This is a genomic window from Mediterraneibacter sp. HA8405, from assembly GCF_056148955.1.
Genome location: NZ_CM148758.1, coordinates 2,021,683 through 2,040,596 on the forward strand (window position 1 = coordinate 2,021,683; position 18,914 = coordinate 2,040,596).

General features: G+C 45.1%; 20 protein-coding genes. 19 read left to right on the top strand and 1 reads right to left on the bottom strand.

What is annotated here, in order from left to right; all coding sequences use genetic code 11:
• The first annotated feature begins 27 nt into the window (after positions 1–27).
• The 8 genes from ispH (at position 28) to rnfB (ending at position 7,215) form a co-directional block, all read left to right on the top strand.
• Positions 28–882: a 4-hydroxy-3-methylbut-2-enyl diphosphate reductase gene (gene ispH, locus AC0QUU_RS09480; protein ID WP_474542361.1), complete on the top strand. Its 855-nt coding sequence runs from the start codon at positions 28–30 to the stop codon at positions 880–882.
• Complete coding sequence (gene rpsA, locus AC0QUU_RS09485) at positions 863–1,972, top strand: 30S ribosomal protein S1 (protein ID WP_474542363.1); 1,110 nt, start codon at positions 863–865, stop codon at positions 1,970–1,972. The genes ispH and rpsA overlap by 20 nt, the downstream gene beginning before the upstream one ends.
• 239 nt (positions 1,973–2,211) lie before the next feature.
• Entirely contained in the window at positions 2,212–3,528 is a 1,317-nt protein-coding gene (rsxC, locus tag AC0QUU_RS09490) for an electron transport complex subunit RsxC (RefSeq protein WP_474542365.1), read from the top strand.
• A gap of 30 nt (positions 3,529–3,558) precedes the next feature.
• Positions 3,559–4,497, top strand: coding sequence for an RnfABCDGE type electron transport complex subunit D (locus tag AC0QUU_RS09495; protein ID WP_474542366.1), 939 nt, complete (start codon positions 3,559–3,561; stop codon positions 4,495–4,497).
• Entirely contained in the window at positions 4,490–5,101 is a 612-nt protein-coding gene (locus tag AC0QUU_RS09500; RefSeq protein ID WP_474542367.1) for an RnfABCDGE type electron transport complex subunit G, read from the top strand. The genes AC0QUU_RS09495 and AC0QUU_RS09500 overlap by 8 nt, the downstream gene beginning before the upstream one ends.
• Positions 5,094–5,807 (top strand): electron transport complex subunit RsxE, encoded by a 714-nt coding sequence (rsxE, locus tag AC0QUU_RS09505; protein ID WP_474542368.1) that lies wholly within the window; start codon positions 5,094–5,096, stop codon positions 5,805–5,807. The genes AC0QUU_RS09500 and rsxE overlap by 8 nt, the downstream gene beginning before the upstream one ends.
• Complete coding sequence (locus AC0QUU_RS09510; RefSeq protein WP_474542369.1) at positions 5,808–6,398, top strand: electron transport complex protein RnfA; 591 nt, start codon at positions 5,808–5,810, stop codon at positions 6,396–6,398. It abuts the gene before it with no gap.
• 13 nt (positions 6,399–6,411) lie between these two features.
• Positions 6,412–7,215: an RnfABCDGE type electron transport complex subunit B gene (gene rnfB / locus AC0QUU_RS09515; RefSeq protein ID WP_474542370.1), complete on the top strand. Its 804-nt coding sequence runs from the start codon at positions 6,412–6,414 to the stop codon at positions 7,213–7,215.
• A gap of 177 nt (positions 7,216–7,392) precedes the next feature.
• Here the strand turns inward: rnfB and AC0QUU_RS09520 are convergent, their stop codons facing one another.
• A complete protein-coding gene (locus tag AC0QUU_RS09520; protein WP_474545554.1) occupies positions 7,393–8,286 on the bottom strand; it encodes an FAD:protein FMN transferase in 894 nt (297 codons plus the stop codon).
• Positions 8,287–8,511: 225 nt separating this feature from the next.
• On the opposite strand from AC0QUU_RS09520, the gene AC0QUU_RS09525 reads away from it, so the two are divergent.
• The 11 genes from AC0QUU_RS09525 (at position 8,512) to AC0QUU_RS09575 (ending at position 18,842) form a co-directional block, all read left to right on the top strand.
• Positions 8,512–8,874: a NusG domain II-containing protein gene (locus AC0QUU_RS09525; protein ID WP_474542371.1), complete on the top strand. Its 363-nt coding sequence runs from the start codon at positions 8,512–8,514 to the stop codon at positions 8,872–8,874.
• Positions 8,875–8,900: 26 nt separating this feature from the next.
• Positions 8,901–9,404 (top strand): Gx transporter family protein, encoded by a 504-nt coding sequence (locus AC0QUU_RS09530; RefSeq protein ID WP_474542372.1) that lies wholly within the window; start codon positions 8,901–8,903, stop codon positions 9,402–9,404.
• Positions 9,405–9,433: 29 nt separating this feature from the next.
• Positions 9,434–10,045, top strand: a complete 612-nt coding sequence (gene ruvA, locus AC0QUU_RS09535) for a Holliday junction branch migration protein RuvA (protein ID WP_474542373.1) — start codon at positions 9,434–9,436, stop codon at positions 10,043–10,045.
• Positions 10,046–10,117: 72 nt separating this feature from the next.
• Complete coding sequence (ruvB, locus tag AC0QUU_RS09540; protein WP_474542376.1) at positions 10,118–11,125, top strand: Holliday junction branch migration DNA helicase RuvB; 1,008 nt, start codon at positions 10,118–10,120, stop codon at positions 11,123–11,125.
• Between the two features lie 73 nt (positions 11,126–11,198).
• A complete protein-coding gene (locus AC0QUU_RS09545) occupies positions 11,199–11,609 on the top strand; it encodes a cell division protein ZapA (protein WP_474542378.1) in 411 nt (136 codons plus the stop codon).
• 91 nt (positions 11,610–11,700) lie between these two features.
• Positions 11,701–14,157, top strand: a complete 2,457-nt coding sequence (locus AC0QUU_RS09550) for a peptidase U32 family protein (RefSeq protein ID WP_474542379.1) — start codon at positions 11,701–11,703, stop codon at positions 14,155–14,157.
• A gap of 13 nt (positions 14,158–14,170) precedes the next feature.
• Positions 14,171–15,634, top strand: coding sequence for an FtsW/RodA/SpoVE family cell cycle protein (locus AC0QUU_RS09555; protein ID WP_474542381.1), 1,464 nt, complete (start codon positions 14,171–14,173; stop codon positions 15,632–15,634).
• Positions 15,635–15,683: 49 nt separating this feature from the next.
• The gene (locus tag AC0QUU_RS09560; RefSeq protein WP_474545555.1) at positions 15,684–17,033 is read left to right on the top strand and encodes a peptidoglycan D,D-transpeptidase FtsI family protein; all 1,350 of its coding nucleotides are present in this window, start codon (positions 15,684–15,686) and stop codon (positions 17,031–17,033) included.
• A 16-nt stretch (positions 17,034–17,049) separates the two neighbouring features.
• Positions 17,050–17,394, top strand: a complete 345-nt coding sequence (locus AC0QUU_RS09565) for a hypothetical protein (RefSeq protein WP_474542383.1) — start codon at positions 17,050–17,052, stop codon at positions 17,392–17,394.
• Positions 17,395–17,399: 5 nt separating this feature from the next.
• Positions 17,400–18,356, top strand: coding sequence for a DUF2953 domain-containing protein (locus AC0QUU_RS09570; RefSeq protein ID WP_474542385.1), 957 nt, complete (start codon positions 17,400–17,402; stop codon positions 18,354–18,356).
• An 81-nt stretch (positions 18,357–18,437) separates the two neighbouring features.
• The gene (locus tag AC0QUU_RS09575) at positions 18,438–18,842 is read left to right on the top strand and encodes a GerW family sporulation protein (RefSeq protein WP_474542386.1); all 405 of its coding nucleotides are present in this window, start codon (positions 18,438–18,440) and stop codon (positions 18,840–18,842) included.
• Positions 18,843–18,914 lie beyond the last annotated feature (72 nt).

Below are 18,914 nucleotides of genomic sequence, written 5' to 3' on the forward strand. Positions count from 1 at the left end.
TTTCTGCAGGGATAACAGGAGAAGAACATGCAGGTAATTAAAGCAAAAACTGCCGGATTCTGTTTTGGCGTAAAGCGCGCGGTTGATACCGTTTATGAACAGGTGCGGCAGAACAGCGGGGGAAAGATATACACTTACGGTCCGATTATCCATAACGGAGAAGTGGTGCGGGATCTGGAGGAAAAAGGCGTAATCGTACTGAATTCCCGGGAAGAACTTGAGGCTCTCGAAAACGGTACTGTAATTATTCGTTCACATGGAGTCACAAAGGATATTTTTGATATCATGCAGAAAAAGAATCTGAAGATTATCGACGCAACCTGTCCTTTTGTAAAAAAAATACATAATATTGTTCAGGAGCACAGCGCGCAGGGAGACCGGATTGTAATTATCGGTGATCCCGGACATCCCGAGGTTCAGGGAATTTTCAGCCGGGCAGGAGAAAATGCAGCTGTAATTCAGAATGCAGAGGAGGCAGAAAGTTTTTTCCCGAAAGGAAATCAAAAAATCTGTATCGTTTCCCAGACGACATTTAATTACAATAAATTTAAAGATTTAGTTGAAATTATTTCTGAAAAGAGTTATGATGTAATTGTTTTAAATACAATCTGTAATGCTACAAAAGAGCGGCAGACAGAGGCAGAAAGCATTGCAGAATCGGTGGATGCTATGATAGTGATTGGTGACAAACATAGTTCCAATACCCAGAAGTTATTTGAAATATGCCGCGGGGCATGTAACAATACGTACTATATACAGACACTTGACGATTTGGATTTGAATCAATTAGGGTCAGTGGAAACAGTAGGTATTACAGCAGGGGCATCCACGCCCAACAATATAATTGAGGAGGTTCAAAATAATGTCAGAATTATCTTTTGAACAGATGTTAGACGAGTCATTCAAAACAATCCGCAACGGAGAGGTAGTCGAGGGTACCGTAATTGATGTGAAGCCGGACGAGATTATCCTGAATATCGGATATAAGGCAGACGGTATTATCACAAAAAATGAGTATTCCAACGATCAGTCACTTGATCTGACAACAGTTGTTTCAGTAGGTGATACTATGACAGTCAAAGTGCTGAAAGTAAATGACGGAGAGGGACAGGTTCTTCTTACATACAAGAGACTTGCTGTTGAGAAAGGCAATGAAAGACTTCGTGAAGCTTACGAAAACAAGGAAGTATTAAAGGCTACTGTTACTCAGATTCTGGGCGGCGGTATCTGTGCCATGGTAGATGAAGTAAGAGTATTTATTCCTGCAAGTCTTGTTTCTGATTCTTATGAAAAAGATCTTGGAAAATACGAAGGCAAGGAAATTGAATTTGTAATCAGCGAATTCAATCCCCGCAGAAACCGCGTGATCGGTGACAGAAGACAGCTTCTTGTTGCAGAACGCGCAGAGAAACAGAAAGAACTTTTTGCAAAACTGAAAGTCGGAGATACTGTTGAGGGAACAGTAAAAAATGTGACCGATTTTGGTGCGTTTATCGATCTTGGCGGCGTAGACGGTCTGCTTCATATTTCTGAAATGTCCTGGGGCAGAGTTGATAATCCGAAAAAAATGTTCCATGTTGGAGAGACACTGAAAGTGCTTGTTAAGGATATTCATGATACAAAGATTGCTCTCAGCCTGAAATTCCCGGAGACAAATCCATGGGTAAATGCGGCAGAAGATTTTGCAGTTGGAACCGTAATTACAGGAAAGGTTGCCCGTATGACAGATTTCGGCGCTTTCGTAGAACTTGCTCCTGGCGTAGATGCGCTTCTTCATGTGTCTCAGATTTCCAGAGCACATGTTGACAAACCGTCAGACGTACTTTCTATCGGACAGGAGATCACAGCAAAGATTGTAGATCTTAATGAAGCTGAGAAAAAGATCAGCCTGAGTATGAAAGCTCTTGAGCCGGAACATACAGAGGCTTCTGAAGCAGCTCCGATTGAAGAAGAAGAGTCCGCAGAAGAATAAAATTAATCAATATCATAATAGGTTAACAATCTGTAAAAAATGTCGGGATTTTATCCCGGCATTTTTTTATTAATCCGTTAAGGACAAAAAATGTTCACAGAAAGATGCAATTTTTGTCAGAAGATTACTGGATTTTACTGTTACATTTTAGTACAATAGATTTATTGTGAGAATGGGCGGCACAGGTTATGATTTGTCAAAAAACAGCCTGTCCGCCGGAAAAGAAAGGATGAGAAAGAATGCGACTTTTGACATTTTCAGGCGGAATTCATCCGGATGATGGAAAACGTTTCTCAAAAGACCGTGAAGTTGAGCCTGTCATGCCTCATGGAGAGATGGTTTATCCTCTTTCCCAGCATATTGGCGCGCCGGCAAAACCGGTAGTAAAGAAAGGCGACTTCGTCTTAAAGGGCCAGGTAATTGCTGAGGCCGGCGGTTTTGTATCGGCGCCGGTACATGCTTCTGTGTCCGGCACAGTAAAAGGAATTGAACCGCGTTTCAATCCGGCAGGAACAAAAGTAGACTGTATTATAGTTGAAAATGATGAGCAGTATACAGAGATTGAATATGAACCTGTGAAACCGCTTGGCGAGATGAGCCGGGAAGAGATTATCGAAAAAATCGGGAATGCCGGAATTGTTGGTATGGGAGGCGCAGGTTTTCCTACAAGAGTAAAGCTTTCTCCAAAGGAGCCGGAAAAAATCGATTATGTAATTGCAAACTGCGCGGAATGCGAACCGTATATTACCGCGGATTATCGCCGAATGCTGGAAAATACAGATGAGCTGATCAGCGGAATGAAAGTTCTTCTTACAATTTTTCCGAACGCAAAGGGAATCTTTGCCGTGGAAGATAATAAAAAGGACTGTATTGAAAAGTTGGAAGAGTTCATACAGGCAGATGAACGTATGGAAGTAAAGGCCATGATGACTAAATATCCCCAGGGAGCAGAACGTCAGCTCATTTATACCGTTACAAATCGTGCGATTAACTCGGCTATGCTTCCGGCAGACGCAGGATGCATTGTAGATAATGTGGAAACCCTGATCGGGATTCATCGGGCAGTGATTGAAGGGAAACCTCTTGTAGAGCGAGTTGTTACCGTAAGCGGTGATGCGGTAAATAATCCGGGGAATTTTAAAGTCCTTTTAGGAACCAGCCATCGTGAGCTTGCAGAAGCAGCAGGCGGTTTTGCGGCTGAGCCGGAAAAACTGATTTCCGGCGGCCCAATGATGGGATTTGCAATGATTACGCTTGATGCGCCGGTTACGAAAACTTCTTCTTCTCTGCTTGCCTTTAAAAAAGATGCGGTTTCACAGCTTCGGGAATCAGCCTGTATCAACTGCGGACGCTGCGTGCAGGTATGTCCAAGCAGAATCATTCCGTCCAGGCTTGCGGATTATGCAAAACGGCATGATGAAGTTTCCTTTGTAGCTATGAACGGACTGGAATGTGTAGAATGCGGCTCCTGCAGTTATGTCTGTCCGGCGAAGCGACAGCTGAAACAGGCTATTGGTTCCATGCGGAAAACTGCACTGGCTAACAGAAAGAAATAACTAGATGAATGAAGAGAGGTGTTAGAAAAAATGAACGAAAATTATAACGTGTCATCTTCGCCGCATATCCGTGACCGGATTACCAGCAGCAATATTATGCTCATGGTAGTGATTGCACTGCTTCCGGCTACTTTTTTCGGAATCTGGAATTTCCGCAGAGAAGGTGCCTGGCTTCTTGTAATAGTTACGATTGCCGCGGCAGTTCTGTCAGAATACATATGGGAAAAGCTTATGCATAAACCGGTTACTATTGGTGATTTCAGCGCGGTAGTTACAGGACTTCTGCTTGCGCTGAATCTTCCGCCCACCCTTCCTTTATGGATGGGAGCTCTCGGTTCTGTATTTGCTATCATTGTAGTAAAACAGCTTTTCGGCGGTCTGGGACAGAACTTTATGAATCCGGCTCTTGCTGCCCGCTGTTTCTTGCTTATCTGTTTTGCGGGACGGATGACATATTTCGTCTATGACGGTGTTACAGGTCCTACGCCGCTTGCCCGGCTGAAAGCAGGAGAAGCGGTTAATACAATGGATATGCTGATTGGAAATATTCGCGGAACGATTGGTGAAACATCCGTGATTGCAATAATGATTGGAGCAATGTTTCTCCTTCTTATGGGTGTAATTGAACTGGAGATACCGGCATCTTACCTTGTGTCCTTTGTCGTTTTTATTGTTATTTTCGGAGGTCACGGATTCGATCCTCAGTATATTACAGCGCACCTGTGCGGCGGCGGACTGATGCTGGGCGTATGGTTTATGGCCACTGACTATGTTACTTCCCCCATTACTTCATCGGGAAAAATTATTTATGGCGTCTGTATGGGACTGCTCACCGGTCTGTTCCGTATTTTCGGCGGCTCGGCAGAAGGAGTTTCTTATGCCATCATAATCAGCAACCTTCTGGTACCGCTGATTGAGAAGATCACTCTTCCGAAACCATTTGGAAAAGGAGGGGAAAAGCATGAATAAAATTATCAAAAACACGTTGATCCTGACTGTAATTACAGTAGTGTCCGGACTTCTGCTTGGAATCGTATACGATATTACAAAGGAACCGATTGCTGCTGCGCAGGAAAATTCAAAACAGGAGGCATATCGCACGGTTCTGCCGGATGCAGATTCTTTTGAAAATTATGAAAATTTCGATGCGGAAGAAGCGGCAGCGTTAGTTAAGGATAACGGATATACTGATGATATTACAGAAGTTGCGGCCGGCAAATCAGACAGCGGTGAAACAGTAGGATATGTATTGAATGTCACCTCTCATTCCGGATATGGCGGAGATATCGAGATTTCTGTCGGAATACTGAATGACGGAACAATATCCGGTATTGAAATGCTGTCAATCAATGAAACGGCCGGTCTCGGAATGAAAGCGGATGAGGCCGAGTTTAAGGATCAGTTCAAAGATAAAAATGTAGAAAAATTCTCCTATACAAAAAACGGAGCATCTGCAGATAACGAAATTGACGCGATCAGCGGTGCAACAATCACTACAAGCGCTGTCACTGACGCTGTGAACTCAGCGCTGGTATATTTTCAGAATGAGTTAGGAGGCGGCAGCAATGAATAAATGTACAGAACGAATTTATAACGGCCTTGTAAAAGAAAATCCAACTTTTGTACTTATGCTTGGAATGTGTCCGACTCTGGCAGTTACCACATCCGCCATAAACGGTATAGGAATGGGACTTTCGACTACAGCCGTACTGATTATGTCAAACATGCTGATTTCCATACTGCGGAAAATCATACCGGATTCTGTCAGAATGCCGGCATTTATTGTAGTGGTTGCCTCATTTGTAACTATTGTAGACTTCCTTCTTGAAGGATTTGTCCCGGATCTCTATTCCTCTCTGGGGCTTTACATTCCACTGATTGTCGTAAACTGTATTATTCTGGGAAGAGCAGAAAGTTATGCATCTAAAAATCCTGTGCTTCCCTCAATCTTCGACGGAGTGGGTATGGGGCTCGGATTTACGGTAGGCCTGACTTCTATCGGTATTGTCAGAGAACTTATCGGAGCAGGACAGATCTTCGGGTTCCAGGTTATGCCGGATTCTTACGAACCGCTTACTATTTTCATTCTTGCACCGGGCGCATTCTTTGTTCTGGCATGTCTTGTGGCACTTCAGAACAAGGTAAAGAAGAGTATGGCCAGAAAAGGCAGGAAAGTCCCGGCTTCAGCGGGATGCGGAGAAGGATGCGCTTCCTGTGCCAGCAGGGGCATCTGCGGCGGACATCCTGTGTCAGACACACCGGAAAAGGAGGACGTATAAATGCAGGAATTATTATTAATCGCAGTCGGTTCTGCTTTTGTAAATAACGTTGTATTAAGCCAGTTCCTTGGGATCTGTCCGTTTCTCGGTGTTTCCAAGAATGTAAAAACCGCAGCCGGTATGGGCGGAGCAGTGGTGTTTGTTATTACCATCTCTTCTTTCGTTACCGGGCTGATCTACAAGTATATACTGGGCAATCCGAACATTATGGGCGGTGAGCTGGAATATCTGAATACAATTGTATTTATTCTTGTCATCGCGGCTCTTGTTCAGTTTGTAGAAATGTTTCTGAAAAAAGTTATGCCTCCGCTGTATAACGCGCTTGGCGTATATCTTCCTCTGATTACTACAAACTGCGCGGTGCTTGGCGTGGCTCTGACTAACGTCCAGGATGGCTACGGACTTCTGGAAGGCGTGGTAAACGGTTTCGCCACAGCGGCCGGCTTCCTTGTATCTATTGTTCTTATGGCAGGAATCCGGGAGAAAATCGAGCACAATGATATTACAGAATCTTTTCAGGGAACTCCGATTGTTCTTGTAACCGCCGGACTGATGGCGATTGCTTTCTTTGGATTCTCAGGATTAATATAGGAGGACGGCAGATATGAGTATAACAGGAATTCTTTTGGCGGCCGTTATTGTAGGCGGCACAGGATTATTCATCGGCGTCTTTCTTGGAATCTCAGGAAAGAAGTTTGCCGTGGAAACAGATGAAAGATGGGAGGCGATTGTGGATGCTCTTCCGGGCAACAACTGCGGCGGATGCGGCTATGCCGGATGTTCCGGTCTCGCTACCGCTATTGTGGCCGGAGAGGCGGAAGTAAATGCCTGTCCGGTAGGCGGCGCTCCGGTTGCGGAGAAAATCGGAGAAATCATGGGAGTTGATGTTTCTGCGCAGGAAAGAAAAACTGCTTTTGTGAAATGTGCAGGAACCTGCGAGACAGCAAAAGATGAATATAAATATTCAGGGATCAAAGACTGTATCATGGCGTCTCAGATGCAGAACGGCGGCGCAAAGGGCTGTTCCTATGGCTGTCTCGGATATGGTTCCTGCGTGGAAGCCTGTCCCTTTGACGCGATCCACATTATTGACGGCATAGCAGTGGTAGACAGAGAAGCCTGCAAAGCCTGCGGCAGATGCGTGAAGGTCTGCCCGAAACATTTGATTGAATTAATTCCATATAAGCAGAAAACCTTTGTTCAGTGCAATTCCAATGATAAAGGAAAATCTTTGATGGAAGTATGCCAGTCAGGATGTATCGGCTGCCGCCTTTGTGAAAAAAACTGCGAAGCGCAGGCAATTACTGTGAATAACTTCCTGGCCCGCATTGATCCGGAAAAGTGCACAAACTGCGGTGTCTGCGCAGAAAAATGTCCGAGAAAAATAATAAGATTACAGGAAGACTAACCTGAGATATGTAAGGAATGAACTTCTCCGGATCTGTTTCAGCCGGGGATGAATTTCAGAAACCAGATAAAGAACGCTCCTCCGCCGGGTATTCCCGGAAAGAAGAGCGTTCTTTTATGTCTGCCCTGCAATATTCTTTATATATTTATATGTTTTCTGCCCCTGATGTCTGGCTTCCTATAAAATCTGAACAGGAATATTCTCGCTGCTTACATGTATTTCCATATCGCTGGTTACAAATACTGCTTCCACGCCGTCCAGGCTTTGGATCAGCTCCATTCCTTTGTCCAGTCCGAGAAGAAAGCAGGTAGTGCTTAAGGCATCACCCTGGGCAGAACTGTCCGAGATAATCGTTACCTGATACAGTCCGGTATCAGCCGGATACCCGGTGCCGGGGTCCAGAATATGATGATAAATTTTCCCGTTCTGTTCAAAATACCGCTCATAATTTCCAGATGATACAACCGACTGATCTGATACGGAAACAGCGGCAAGCACTGTTCCGGTCTGAGCAAAAGGCTTCTGAATGCCGATCTGAAAGTCAGTTCCATCATACCCTCCTCCCACAGCAAGCATATTGCCGCCAAGATTGATCAGCGCGTGTTCAACACCTTCACTTTCCAGATATTCCTTTATCCGGTCTGCAATATAACCTTTTGCAATTCCTCCCAGGTCAATTTCCGCTTCAGGATCTGTCAGTGTAACAGTACATCCGTCAACCTGAACGCATCGGTAGTCAATATGGGATACCGCTTCAGAAAGTTCTCCGGCATCCGGAATACAGGGGTTTTCACTGTTATGGAAATTCCACAGGTTGCTGGCCGGCGCAATTGTTATATCAAAGAGCCCCCCGGACAGACGTCCGTAACTGCATCCCAGCTCAATAAGATCTGCCGTCTCTTCCGATACGGTAACGGGTTTTCCTTCCGCCCGGTTAATAGCAGAAACTTCGCTTGTCTCTATATGCGCGCTCAGCATCTGTTCATAAGTTCCGCACATCTCCATACAGTGTTCCAGAGTTTCTCTGTCCGTACCCCAGGCTTCTACCGTCACAACGGTATCAAAGTACATGCCTGTCACAGACAGAGATTCCGATTTCTGCGGGGATGAACATGCCGAGGCGCTTAGTATAACGGACACAGCAGTTAAAAGTAAAATAATTTTTTTCATTATATCCGTTCCTTTCCTGCATATTATATCTGGTTCTTTTTCAAATCACAACCTGTTTATAATCGAACGTGTGGTTGCATAATGAAAATGGGTGTGCTATGATATTTGACGAAAGAGGTAAAAAATATGAAAAAGAACGACTGGATACTGGCCGGAGGAGTTTTTCTTGTCTGCATTGTTCTCCTCATTTTCCGGTTTTTCCGGACACAGGAAGGAGAAGGACAGGTCATAATCTCTGTTTCAGGAGAAGAATACGGCGTATACAGCCTGGCTGAAGACCGGACCATCTCCGTCAACGATACAAATCGTCTGATTATAGAAAACGGAACCGCAAAAATGGAATGGGCAGACTGTCCCGATCAGATCTGTGTTAACCACAGACAAATTTCAAGAGACGGAGAGAGCATTATCTGCCTGCCCAATGAGGTAGTGGTTACCGTACAGAACGGCAATTCAACTGGATCTGGAATTGATGGCCTGGCACAATAGCCGCTTTCTGAAAGGGAGGAACACATGTGAAAAATAAAAGAGGCAGAGTGGCTGTTTTCGGAGTTTTTACTGCTCTTGCATTAATTTTCAGTTATGTAGAGCTTCTGATTCCCATTAATTTCGGGATCCCGGGGGCAAAGCTCGGCCTGGCCAATCTGGTGATTATTATCGTCCTTTACAAAACTGACTGGAAAGAGGCTTTGCTGCTGTCTGTTGTCAGAATCGTTCTGGCAGGATTTCTGTTTGGAAATCTTTTCGGGATTCTGTACAGCCTGGCAGGGGGAATTCTCAGCCTCGCTGTAATGGCGCTTCTGAAAAGGTCCGGGGCTTTCAGTATAATCGGAGTCAGTATGGCAGGCGGAGTAAGCCACAATGTGGGACAGCTGATTATGGCTATGCTGGTTGTAGAAACTTACGCTGTCGGATATTATCTGCCTGTGCTGCTGATTGCCGGACTGATCACCGGTACTCTGATTGGCATTGCCGGCAGAGAGATGCTGAAACGGCTTGATCTGGCTGTACTGAACTGAAATAAAGAAACAGAAGAAAGAGGAAAACTATGATTTCATATATAAGAGGTGAACTTGCTGCGGTGGAAGAAAACAAGGCCATCGTGGATGTAGGCGGGATAGGTTACGGCGTTTTTATGTCCAATCAGGCGCTTGCCATGCTTCCGCAGCCGGGGAATGAAGTAAAAATATACACTTATTTCAGTGTACGGGAAGATGCGATGCAGCTTTTCGGATTTCTTACAAGAGATGATCTCGAGATATTCCGGCTGGTAATCGGTGTCAGCGGAATCGGTCCGAAGGGAGGACTGAATATCCTGTCTGCCATGAGCCCGGATGAACTTCGCTTTGCCGTCATGTCCGGGGATGCTAAGGCAATCAGCGCAGCGCCCGGAATCGGAAAGAAAACAGCAGAAAAACTGATAGTGGAACTGAAAGATAAGATAAATATTGAGGATATGCTAAACCGCGCCGCACATGGAGAAGAGGCAGGCTTCCAGGAGCAGAATCCTGCTGAAGAAGGAATTCAGGCAGAGGCTGTCCAGGCACTGGTAGCCCTTGGATATGGAAGCACAGAAAGCATGAAAGCAGTTAAAAGGGCTTCACCGGACTGTGTTACAGTAGAAGAACTGCTCAAAGAAGCTCTGAAATATCTTTTTTAATATATATATATTGGGTTTTCGACCACGGTATTTTATGCTTAACAGCAAATCAAAGCAGGACAGAGGAAAACTATGGGAAGACGAATTATCACAACAGAGAATCTGGAAGAAGATATCAAAATCGAAGGAGAGCTAAGGCCCCTTTCTCTTAAGGAATATATCGGACAGGAAAAGACAAAACAAACTCTGGAAATTTATATAAAAGCTGCAAAAGAGCGTGGAGAACCGCTGGATCATGTACTCTTTTACGGACCTCCCGGCCTGGGAAAAACGACCCTTGCCGGAATTATCGCCAATGAAATGGGGGTGAACATGAAGGTAACCTCCGGACCGGCAATAGAAAAGCCGGGAGAAATGGCAGCAATACTGAACAGCCTTCAGGAAAATGATGTGCTTTTTGTCGATGAGATTCACCGCCTGAACCGTCAGGTAGAAGAGGTTCTCTATCCGGCTATGGAGGATTATGCCATTGATATTATGATTGGAAAAGGCGCAGGCGCAAGGTCAATCCGTCTGAATCTGCCTAAATTCACCCTGGTAGGAGCTACTACAAGAGCCGGTATGCTTACAGCACCTCTCAGAGACCGGTTTGGCGTGGTAAACAGACTGGAATTTTATTCGGATCAGGAATTGAAAACAATTGTACTCCGTTCCGCAAAAGTTCTTAATGTAGAGATCGAAGAAGAGGGAGCTCTGGAACTGGCAAGGCGCTCCCGGGGAACCCCTCGTCTTGCAAACCGGCTGCTCAAACGGGTGCGTGACTTCGCTCAGGTCAAATATGACGGAGTGATCACGAAGGAAGTGGCAAATTATGCGCTTGATCTGCTGGATGTGGACAAATACGGTCTGGACCATATTGACCGGGGGATTCTGCTTACTATGATCGAAAAATTCCAGGGCGGACCGGTGGGGCTTGACACGCTTGCCGCCGCTGTTTCAGAAGACGCCGGGACACTGGAAGACGTCTATGAGCCCTATCTTCTGAAGAACGGTTTTATTCAGCGAACGCCCAGGGGCAGAGTTGTAACAGAACTGGCGTACCGGCATCTCGGAATTCCATCCCCTCTTCAGGAGGGATGATTTTGTCAAAAAACAGTTGGGTTTTACTGGCAAATAGTTTATAATAGCATGTAAGAAATGCGAGGAGGATGCTATGAGTTCGGCAAAACATTTTACAGAAGTATTAATAGGGGGGAAGGTATATACCTTAAGCGGGTTCGAAGGCGAGGAATATCTGCAGAAAGTATCTTCCTATCTGAACCACAAGATAACAGAGTGTGCAAACAGCGAGGGCTACAGAAAGCAGAGTGCTGATACAAGAAACGTACTCCTCGCGCTGAATATCGCAGACGACTATTTTAAAGCCAAAAAGCAGGGAGACTCCCTTGAAAACGATATTGAGCTGAAAGACAAAGAAATGTATGATCTGAAACATGAGCTGATTTCCGCACAGATCAGACTTGAGAATGCGGAGAAGGAACTGGCGAAGATGAAGGAAGAGAATAATGATCTTCAGATGCAGATCGTAAAGCTGGAGACAGAAATGAAAAATCGCAGAAGATAAAACGGGGCGGGCTGTCAGAAACGACAGCCTGCTTCATGTTATGGGATATTCCGGCATATTTTGTCTCAGAAATAATAAAGGAGAAGAAAGCATGAGAAACAGAGAAGTTGAAGTCCTTGCCCCGGCAGGTTCATATGACTGTTTCCGCGCTGCAATTTCTGCGGGCGCGGACGCGGTTTATGCAGGCGGCTCTCGGTTCGGCGCCAGAGCATACGCAGATAATTTTTCAGAGGAAGAGCTGATCCGGGCTATAGAAGAAGCCCATCTGTTTGGGAAGAAGCTTTATCTCACTGTCAATACTCTGCTGAAGGACAATGAAATAAAGGAGCTTTCCGGATATCTTTCTCCACTTTATGAAAAAGGTCTGGACGCTGTTATTGTTCAGGATGTCGGAGTACTTGAATATATAAAATCGGAATTCCCGGAACTGGATATCCATGCCAGTACACAGATGACAATTACAGGATACCCGGGAGCGGCATTTTTCGAAAAGGCAGGCGCTGTTCGTGTTGTTCCTGCCAGAGAATTATCTCTGGCAGAGATCCGGGAAATCCGGGAACATACTGATCTGGAAATCGAATGTTTTGTGCATGGAGCCCTTTGTTACAGTTATTCCGGACAGTGTCTCCTGAGCAGCGTGATCGGAGGCAGAAGCGGAAACAGAGGACAGTGTGCTCAACCCTGCAGGCTTCCGTGGGCAACAGACGGTCACCGGAAATATTACATGAGCCTGAAAGATATGTGTACGCTGGATCTGATTCCGGATCTCATAGAAGCCGGAGTTGATTCTTTTAAAATTGAAGGCCGGATGAAAAAACCGGAATATGTTGCCGCTGTCACGTCTGTATATCGAAAATACACAGATCTCTATCTGGAAAAGGGAACTGCAGGATTTCAAATTGACCCTGAAGACCGGGAAATGCTTCTGGATTTATACAACAGGGGCGGATTCCATACCGGATACTATAAGCAGCATAACGGCAGGAACATGCTTAGTCTGGACAGGCCGAACCATGCCGGCGTTCCGGCAGTTGTCGTGAACAGCCGCCGTGGCCGGAAAATAGAAGGAACCGCTCTTACAGATCTGAAAAAAGGAGATGTTCTGGAACTGGGGGCCGGAAAAAAGAGTAATTATACTCTGGGAACAGATCTGCCGAAGGGAGCTTCTGTTTCCCTCTTACTTCCGAAGGACGGAAAAGCGGAAAAGGGAACAACATTCCCCCGGGTACGCAGTGAAAGCCTGATTCAGACGATCCGGAAAAACTTTCTTTCAGCAAGACCGCAGAGAGAGGCAGAAGGTTTCCTTTCTCTGGTTCCCGGATCGCCTGCCCGTCTGACAGTAAAAGGCGGCGGGCAAAGCGTATCCGTAAATTCGGAAGTAAATGTCCAGAATGCGGAAAACCGTCCATTGGAGGCAGAACAATTGAAAAAAAGACTTTCAAAAACCGGAGAATCGGATTTCTTTTTTTCATCACTGAAAGTTCAGATGGACGGAGATGTATTTCTGCCTGTGCAGGAGCTGAATCATATGCGAAGGACGGCTCTGGAAGAACTGCGGCAGAAAATCGTGTCGTCCTTTTACCGCTCGGAAAATCCGGATAAAAATATAGATACAGACAGTATTTCTGCAGAAGATAATTTGGAACAGAAAAGTGCACCGTTTGTCTCAAAGAGGCAGAACAGCGGCACAAAATTTACGGGCGAACAGCCTGTTCTTACTGTTTTGGCGGAAACCTTGGAACAGCTGGAAGGAATTGCAGAATATCTCTCTGTTCATCCGTCCAGCAGAATCCGGCGGATCTATGCAGACTGCCGGATAAGCAGCCGTTTTTTTGAGGACGAAAAAGTAATCTCCCTGCTGTCAGGACTCCGTTCCGCAGGAAAAAAAGTTTTTCCTGCCATGCCTCATGTATTCAGGAAAAACGACCGGATCCGGCTGGCAGAAGACGCAAAACAGTTTATTCATTTTCCGATGGACGGAATGCTGCTGCGCAGCTGTGAAGAAGTCAGTATTCTGCTTAACAGCAGATTTGACAAAACGATAATTCTGGACCATAATCTATATATGTTTAACCGGTATGCGAAGAAATTCTGGGCCCGGCACGGTATCACGGAGTTTACGGCTCCGGCAGAGCTTAGCTGTAAAGAACTTTCAGAACTTGGACTTGCTTCCGCGGAGCTGATTGTCTACGGTTATATTCCGGTTATGATATCTGCCCAGTGTATTTCTTCCGCGGCTGGAAGCTGCCGGAAAAAAAGCGGCCTTACTTTTATTGAAGACAGGTTCCGCAACAGATTTCCTGTAAAAAACAACTGCAGTTCCTGCTATAATGTAATCTACAATACACTTCCGGTGTATCTGGGCAATCAGCAGGAATCACTCAGACAGATTGCTCCCGAAAAACTTCGTATTCAGTTTTCTGTGGAAAGCAGAAAGCAGGTGGGAGAGATTCTTCCATTATTTGAGGGAAACGACGGAGGCAGTCCGGTCTGTACAGAAGCGCCTTTCTCATTTACACAGGGACACTTTAAGAGAGGAATAATATAAAGCGGGTGAAAAAGTGGTAAATATAACGATTCAATTATCGAAATACATCATAATAATACTTATGGCTGCATACACCTTTTCCTGTTTTTCTATTTTTACACGCAGTTATGAAGATGAAGAAAACCGGGTTCTGATACGGCAGAATGTACTGATGTTCTTAATTCAGGCAGCTGCTTTCGGGGTTATGTTTCTTGCTACAGATGATATGCGGATTCTTATTATCTGCGGAGCGCTTTTTATCGTGCTTCTGGCAGTAATTCTGTTGTACAATCTGATTTATCCGAATGTATCGCGGCTGGTTGTCAACAATATGTGTATGCTGATTACGGCAGGAATGATTATGATTACAAGACTGTCCGCGGATAACGAAGCTGCTTATGGTTCCGCCATCCGGCAGATGGCCTTTGTTATCCTGGGAGTTATCTTCGGACTGGTCGTTCCCATACTGATAAGAAAGCTCACTTTTCTGGACCGGTGGACATATATTTATGCAGGAGTTGGCGGAGCGGCTCTTCTTGTGGTTGCAGTTTTTGCCACTGCATCCGGCGGCGCCAAGCTTGGCTTCAGTTTATTCGGAGTAAACATTCAGCCTTCTGAATTTGTAAAGATACTTTTTGTTTTCTTTGTGGCCGCAAGCCTGTATAAATCTACGGAATTCAAAAACGTTGTTGTTACAACAATTATTGCTGCGGCACATGTACTGATTCTGGTTGTTTCCACTGATCTGGGAGCTGCATTGATCTTTTTTGTTGTATATCTGGTCATGCTGTATGTGGCTACAAGACAGCCTTTATATGTCCTGGCCGGAATTGCCGCAGGATGTCTGGCTGCTGTAGCAGGGTATCATCTGTTCTCCCATATTCAGGTCCGTGTGGAAGCATGGCAGGATCCAATTGCGTCCTATAACGGAAGCGGATATCAGGTGGCTCAGTCATTGTTTGCTATTGGTACGGGCAGCTGGTTTGGTACAGGACTTTTTAAAGGACAGCCGGACATGATTCCGGTATCGGAAACGGACTTTATCTTTTCCGCAATTACGGAAGAGATGGGAGTGATCTATGCATTATGCCTGATCCTGATCTGTGTAAGCTGTTATGTCATGTTTCTGAATATTGCCATGGAACTGCGCAATCCATTTTATAAACTTGTAGCTCTTGGACTGGGAACCTGCTATATTTTCCAGGTATTCCTGCAGATCGGAGGCGTAACCAAATTTATACCGTCTACCGGAATGACCCTGCCCTTTGTAAGCTACGGGGGTAGTTCCATGCTGAGCACTATGATTATGTTTGGCATCATTCAGGGATTGTATATACTGAGAGAAGATGAAGAGGAGAAGATAGAACGAAAAAAAGAAAGGGAGCTGAGAAATGAACTGGGAAGAAGTACCGGGCGAAAGACAGCGAAAAGCGGGTCGAAATTCGAAGAAGTCCCGAAACAGAGACCGCGGCAGAGGCAGAGAACGCGCTCGAAATAAAGAATTTGCAAGAGTCACTTACTTCTTTGTAATTCTTTTTATTGCCCTTATGATTTATATTGTCTACTTCACAATCATCCGCGCAGGCAGTTTTGTGAACAGTCCGTATAATAAACGTCAGGATCTGTTTGCGGAAACTGTAGTGCGGGGTGATATTGTAGACAGAAACGGAAATGTACTTGCCGAAACTTTAGTGGCTGATGACGGCACAGAGACCAGAAATTATCCTTACGGTTCTGTTTTTGCGCATGTGATCGGCTACAGTGATACAGAACTTGGAAAAACAGGTCTGGAATCGGTGGAAAATTTTGAACTGCTTACATCAAACGCATTTTTTGTAGAAAAGATTCAGAATGAATTCAGCGGCGAGAAAAATATGGGCGACACAGTAGTAACCACGCTGGATGCCGATCTGCAGCAGGCAGCATATGATGCTCTTGGAGATAATAAAGGCGCTGTAATTGTTATGGAGGCAGATACAGGAAAGATTCTGGCTATGGTTTCAAAACCTACTTTTGATCCGAATGAGATCCGGACGAACTGGGAAACCTTGAATTCAGATGAGGAAAACAGTCCTCTTCTGAATCGCGCCACAAACGGATCCTACGCCCCCGGGTCTTCATTCAAAGTTGTTACGACTCTTGCGTTTATGCGGCAGAACAGTAACTATGCAGATTATACCTATGACTGTACCGGAGGAATTACAGTAGGAGATACAACGATTCACTGTGCAGGCGGAAGCGTACACGGACATGAGGATCTGGAGAGCTCTCTGGCAAACTCATGTAATGCCTCCTTCTCCAATATCGGTCTTTCCCTGAATATTCCGGAATACAGAAAAACCGCGGAGGATCTTCTTTTTAACGAATCGCTGCCCGGTGTTCTGGACTATACAAAAAGTTCCTTTACTCTGACAGAGGATTCCGGCTCTGCTGAAGTCATGATGACAGCTATGGGACAGGGAAATACAATGGTAAGTCCTTATCATATGGCGCTGATTACCCAGGCTATCGCCAACGGCGGCACTTTGATGGAACCCTATCTGGTAGACAGTGTTACCAATTATACGGGAAGCGAGGTCCGAAAAAATGTACCGAAAAGCTACAGAAGACTGATGACCTCCGAAGAGGCTGCACAGCTTAAGGAATATATGACTGCGGTAGTTGAGGAAGGAACTGCGTCCGTATTAAGCGGAAAGTCTTATACCGTAGCCGGAAAAACAGGTACGGCTGAGTACAGCATGTCCGACAAAGACCGGACCCACTCCTGGTTTATCGGTTTTACTAATGTAGATGACCCGGAGCTGGTTATTACCGTGATCACAGAGGGATCAGACGGAAGCGCCAGCGGCAGAGCAGTATCTCTGGCGGGACAGATTCTGGATTCCTATTATAACTGACAGGCGGGGAAAAGATATGCATGTAAAATTTTACTGTGATCTGTATGTCAGCCAGGGCTGGCAGCGGAAAAAAGCCACACTGAAGAGAAAGCTGAAAAAAAAGAAACTGCTTCCCTCCGTTTATATCATTGCACTTTCGCAGGGATCGCAGAATCAGCTTGAGTTTTTCTCTTCTGTTCTGCTGCGACAGCATGTATTTGACCATTCCGGACTCTTTGTAGTAGGTATGGCTGATGGCTATAGTGAGGCGCTTTTCCTTGTAGAACAGATAACAGATAACGCGTACCATAAAACAGGTACGGCTGACATCCGCCGTTTTATTCAGGAACGGCAGGAAGAATTTGAAAAAACAGGGCGGTAAAACAGATGCTACATATAATTTTTCTCATACTGAAAATACTGGGATTTGTGCTGCTTGCTGTCTTTGGCATTGTTATTCTCCTGCTTGCTGCTTTGATTCTGCTTCCCGCGCACTATAAGGCTGCCCTCTCCTGGAATGGAACTGCCGAATCGCTCAAATGGAGAGTAAAGTTTCACTGGCTGATTCATCTGATTTCCGGAGAAGCCGTCTACGAAAATGGGACGCTGATCTGGAAGTTCCGCGCGGCATGGAAGCGATCGGACAGCGCCGGAGAATACGGCACAGATACTTATGTAAAGCCGGAAAAGAACAACAGTACAGTAAAAGAAGCGGGAAGCGGCGTGAAAAAAGCAATAAAAACAGACAGGCAGAACCCGGAGAAATCCGTCAGCAGTCCTGAGAAAACGCCGCATCTCCGTTCTTCCGTACAGCATAATATTTCCCGTGAGCCGATACCGGAACAACATATTCCAAAGGAAAAGGAAGAGAAAGAAAAAAAGGTGAAAAAAGCCTCTTTTTTTGAAAAAATATCTGCATATCGGGACAAGATAAAATATACATTTCAAAAAATATGTGCTAATATAAAATCGCTGACAAAGAAAAAAGAAAAGCTTCAGCGCTTTCTTACAAATGAGATCCATAAAAAAGCTTTTTCCCGGACAATAAAAGAGCTGAAAAGACTGCTCCGTTATCTCCGGCCGAAAAAGCTGGAAGGAAATATTGAATTCGGCTTTCAGGATCCGGCACATACCGGATATCTGCTTGCCGGAATCAGCATAATTTATCCGCTGATCGGAGAATATGTGGATATCCGGGCTGACTTTGAACATGAAGTATTGAATGGTTCCCTGCTGGCAGAAGGAAAACTTCGTCTGCTTTATGTGCTTATTCCGGCCTGGAATCTGTTCTTTGACAGAAACGTAAAAGTGACATACAGACATCTGCGAAGATTTAAATTATAACCGGCAGAGAATAAACAGATTAAACAGAATAAACAGAATTGACAAAGACAGGTCATAGTTAATAAGAGGAGGAAATGAAGTATGGCTGAAGGAAACAATAACTTTAAGGCAACAGTAGAGTCACTGTTCCAGGGAATGGACGGAGTAATTTCATCCAAAACGGTAGTAGGAGACGCCATTCATATTAATGGGACAATTATCCTCCCACTGGTTGATGTATCTTTCGGAATCGGAGCCGGTTCATTTACCGGCGAAAAGAAGGAAAGAGGAATGGGCGGAATCGGCGGAAAAATGTCTCCCAGCGCTGTAATCGTAATCCAGGACGGCAGAACGAAACTGGTAAATATTAAAAATCAGGATACGATTACCAAAATCCTTGATATGATTCCTGATGTTGTAGACAGATTTACTTCCGGAAAAGAAGAAAAAATGACTGAAGAAGATGTTATGGATATTCTGGATTCCGACGGAGATGAACAGGACTGAAAAGGGATCTTATAATCCATCCGGCCAGAATTGCAAAAATGTGAAACACAGCGGAATAGGAGCCGAATACTG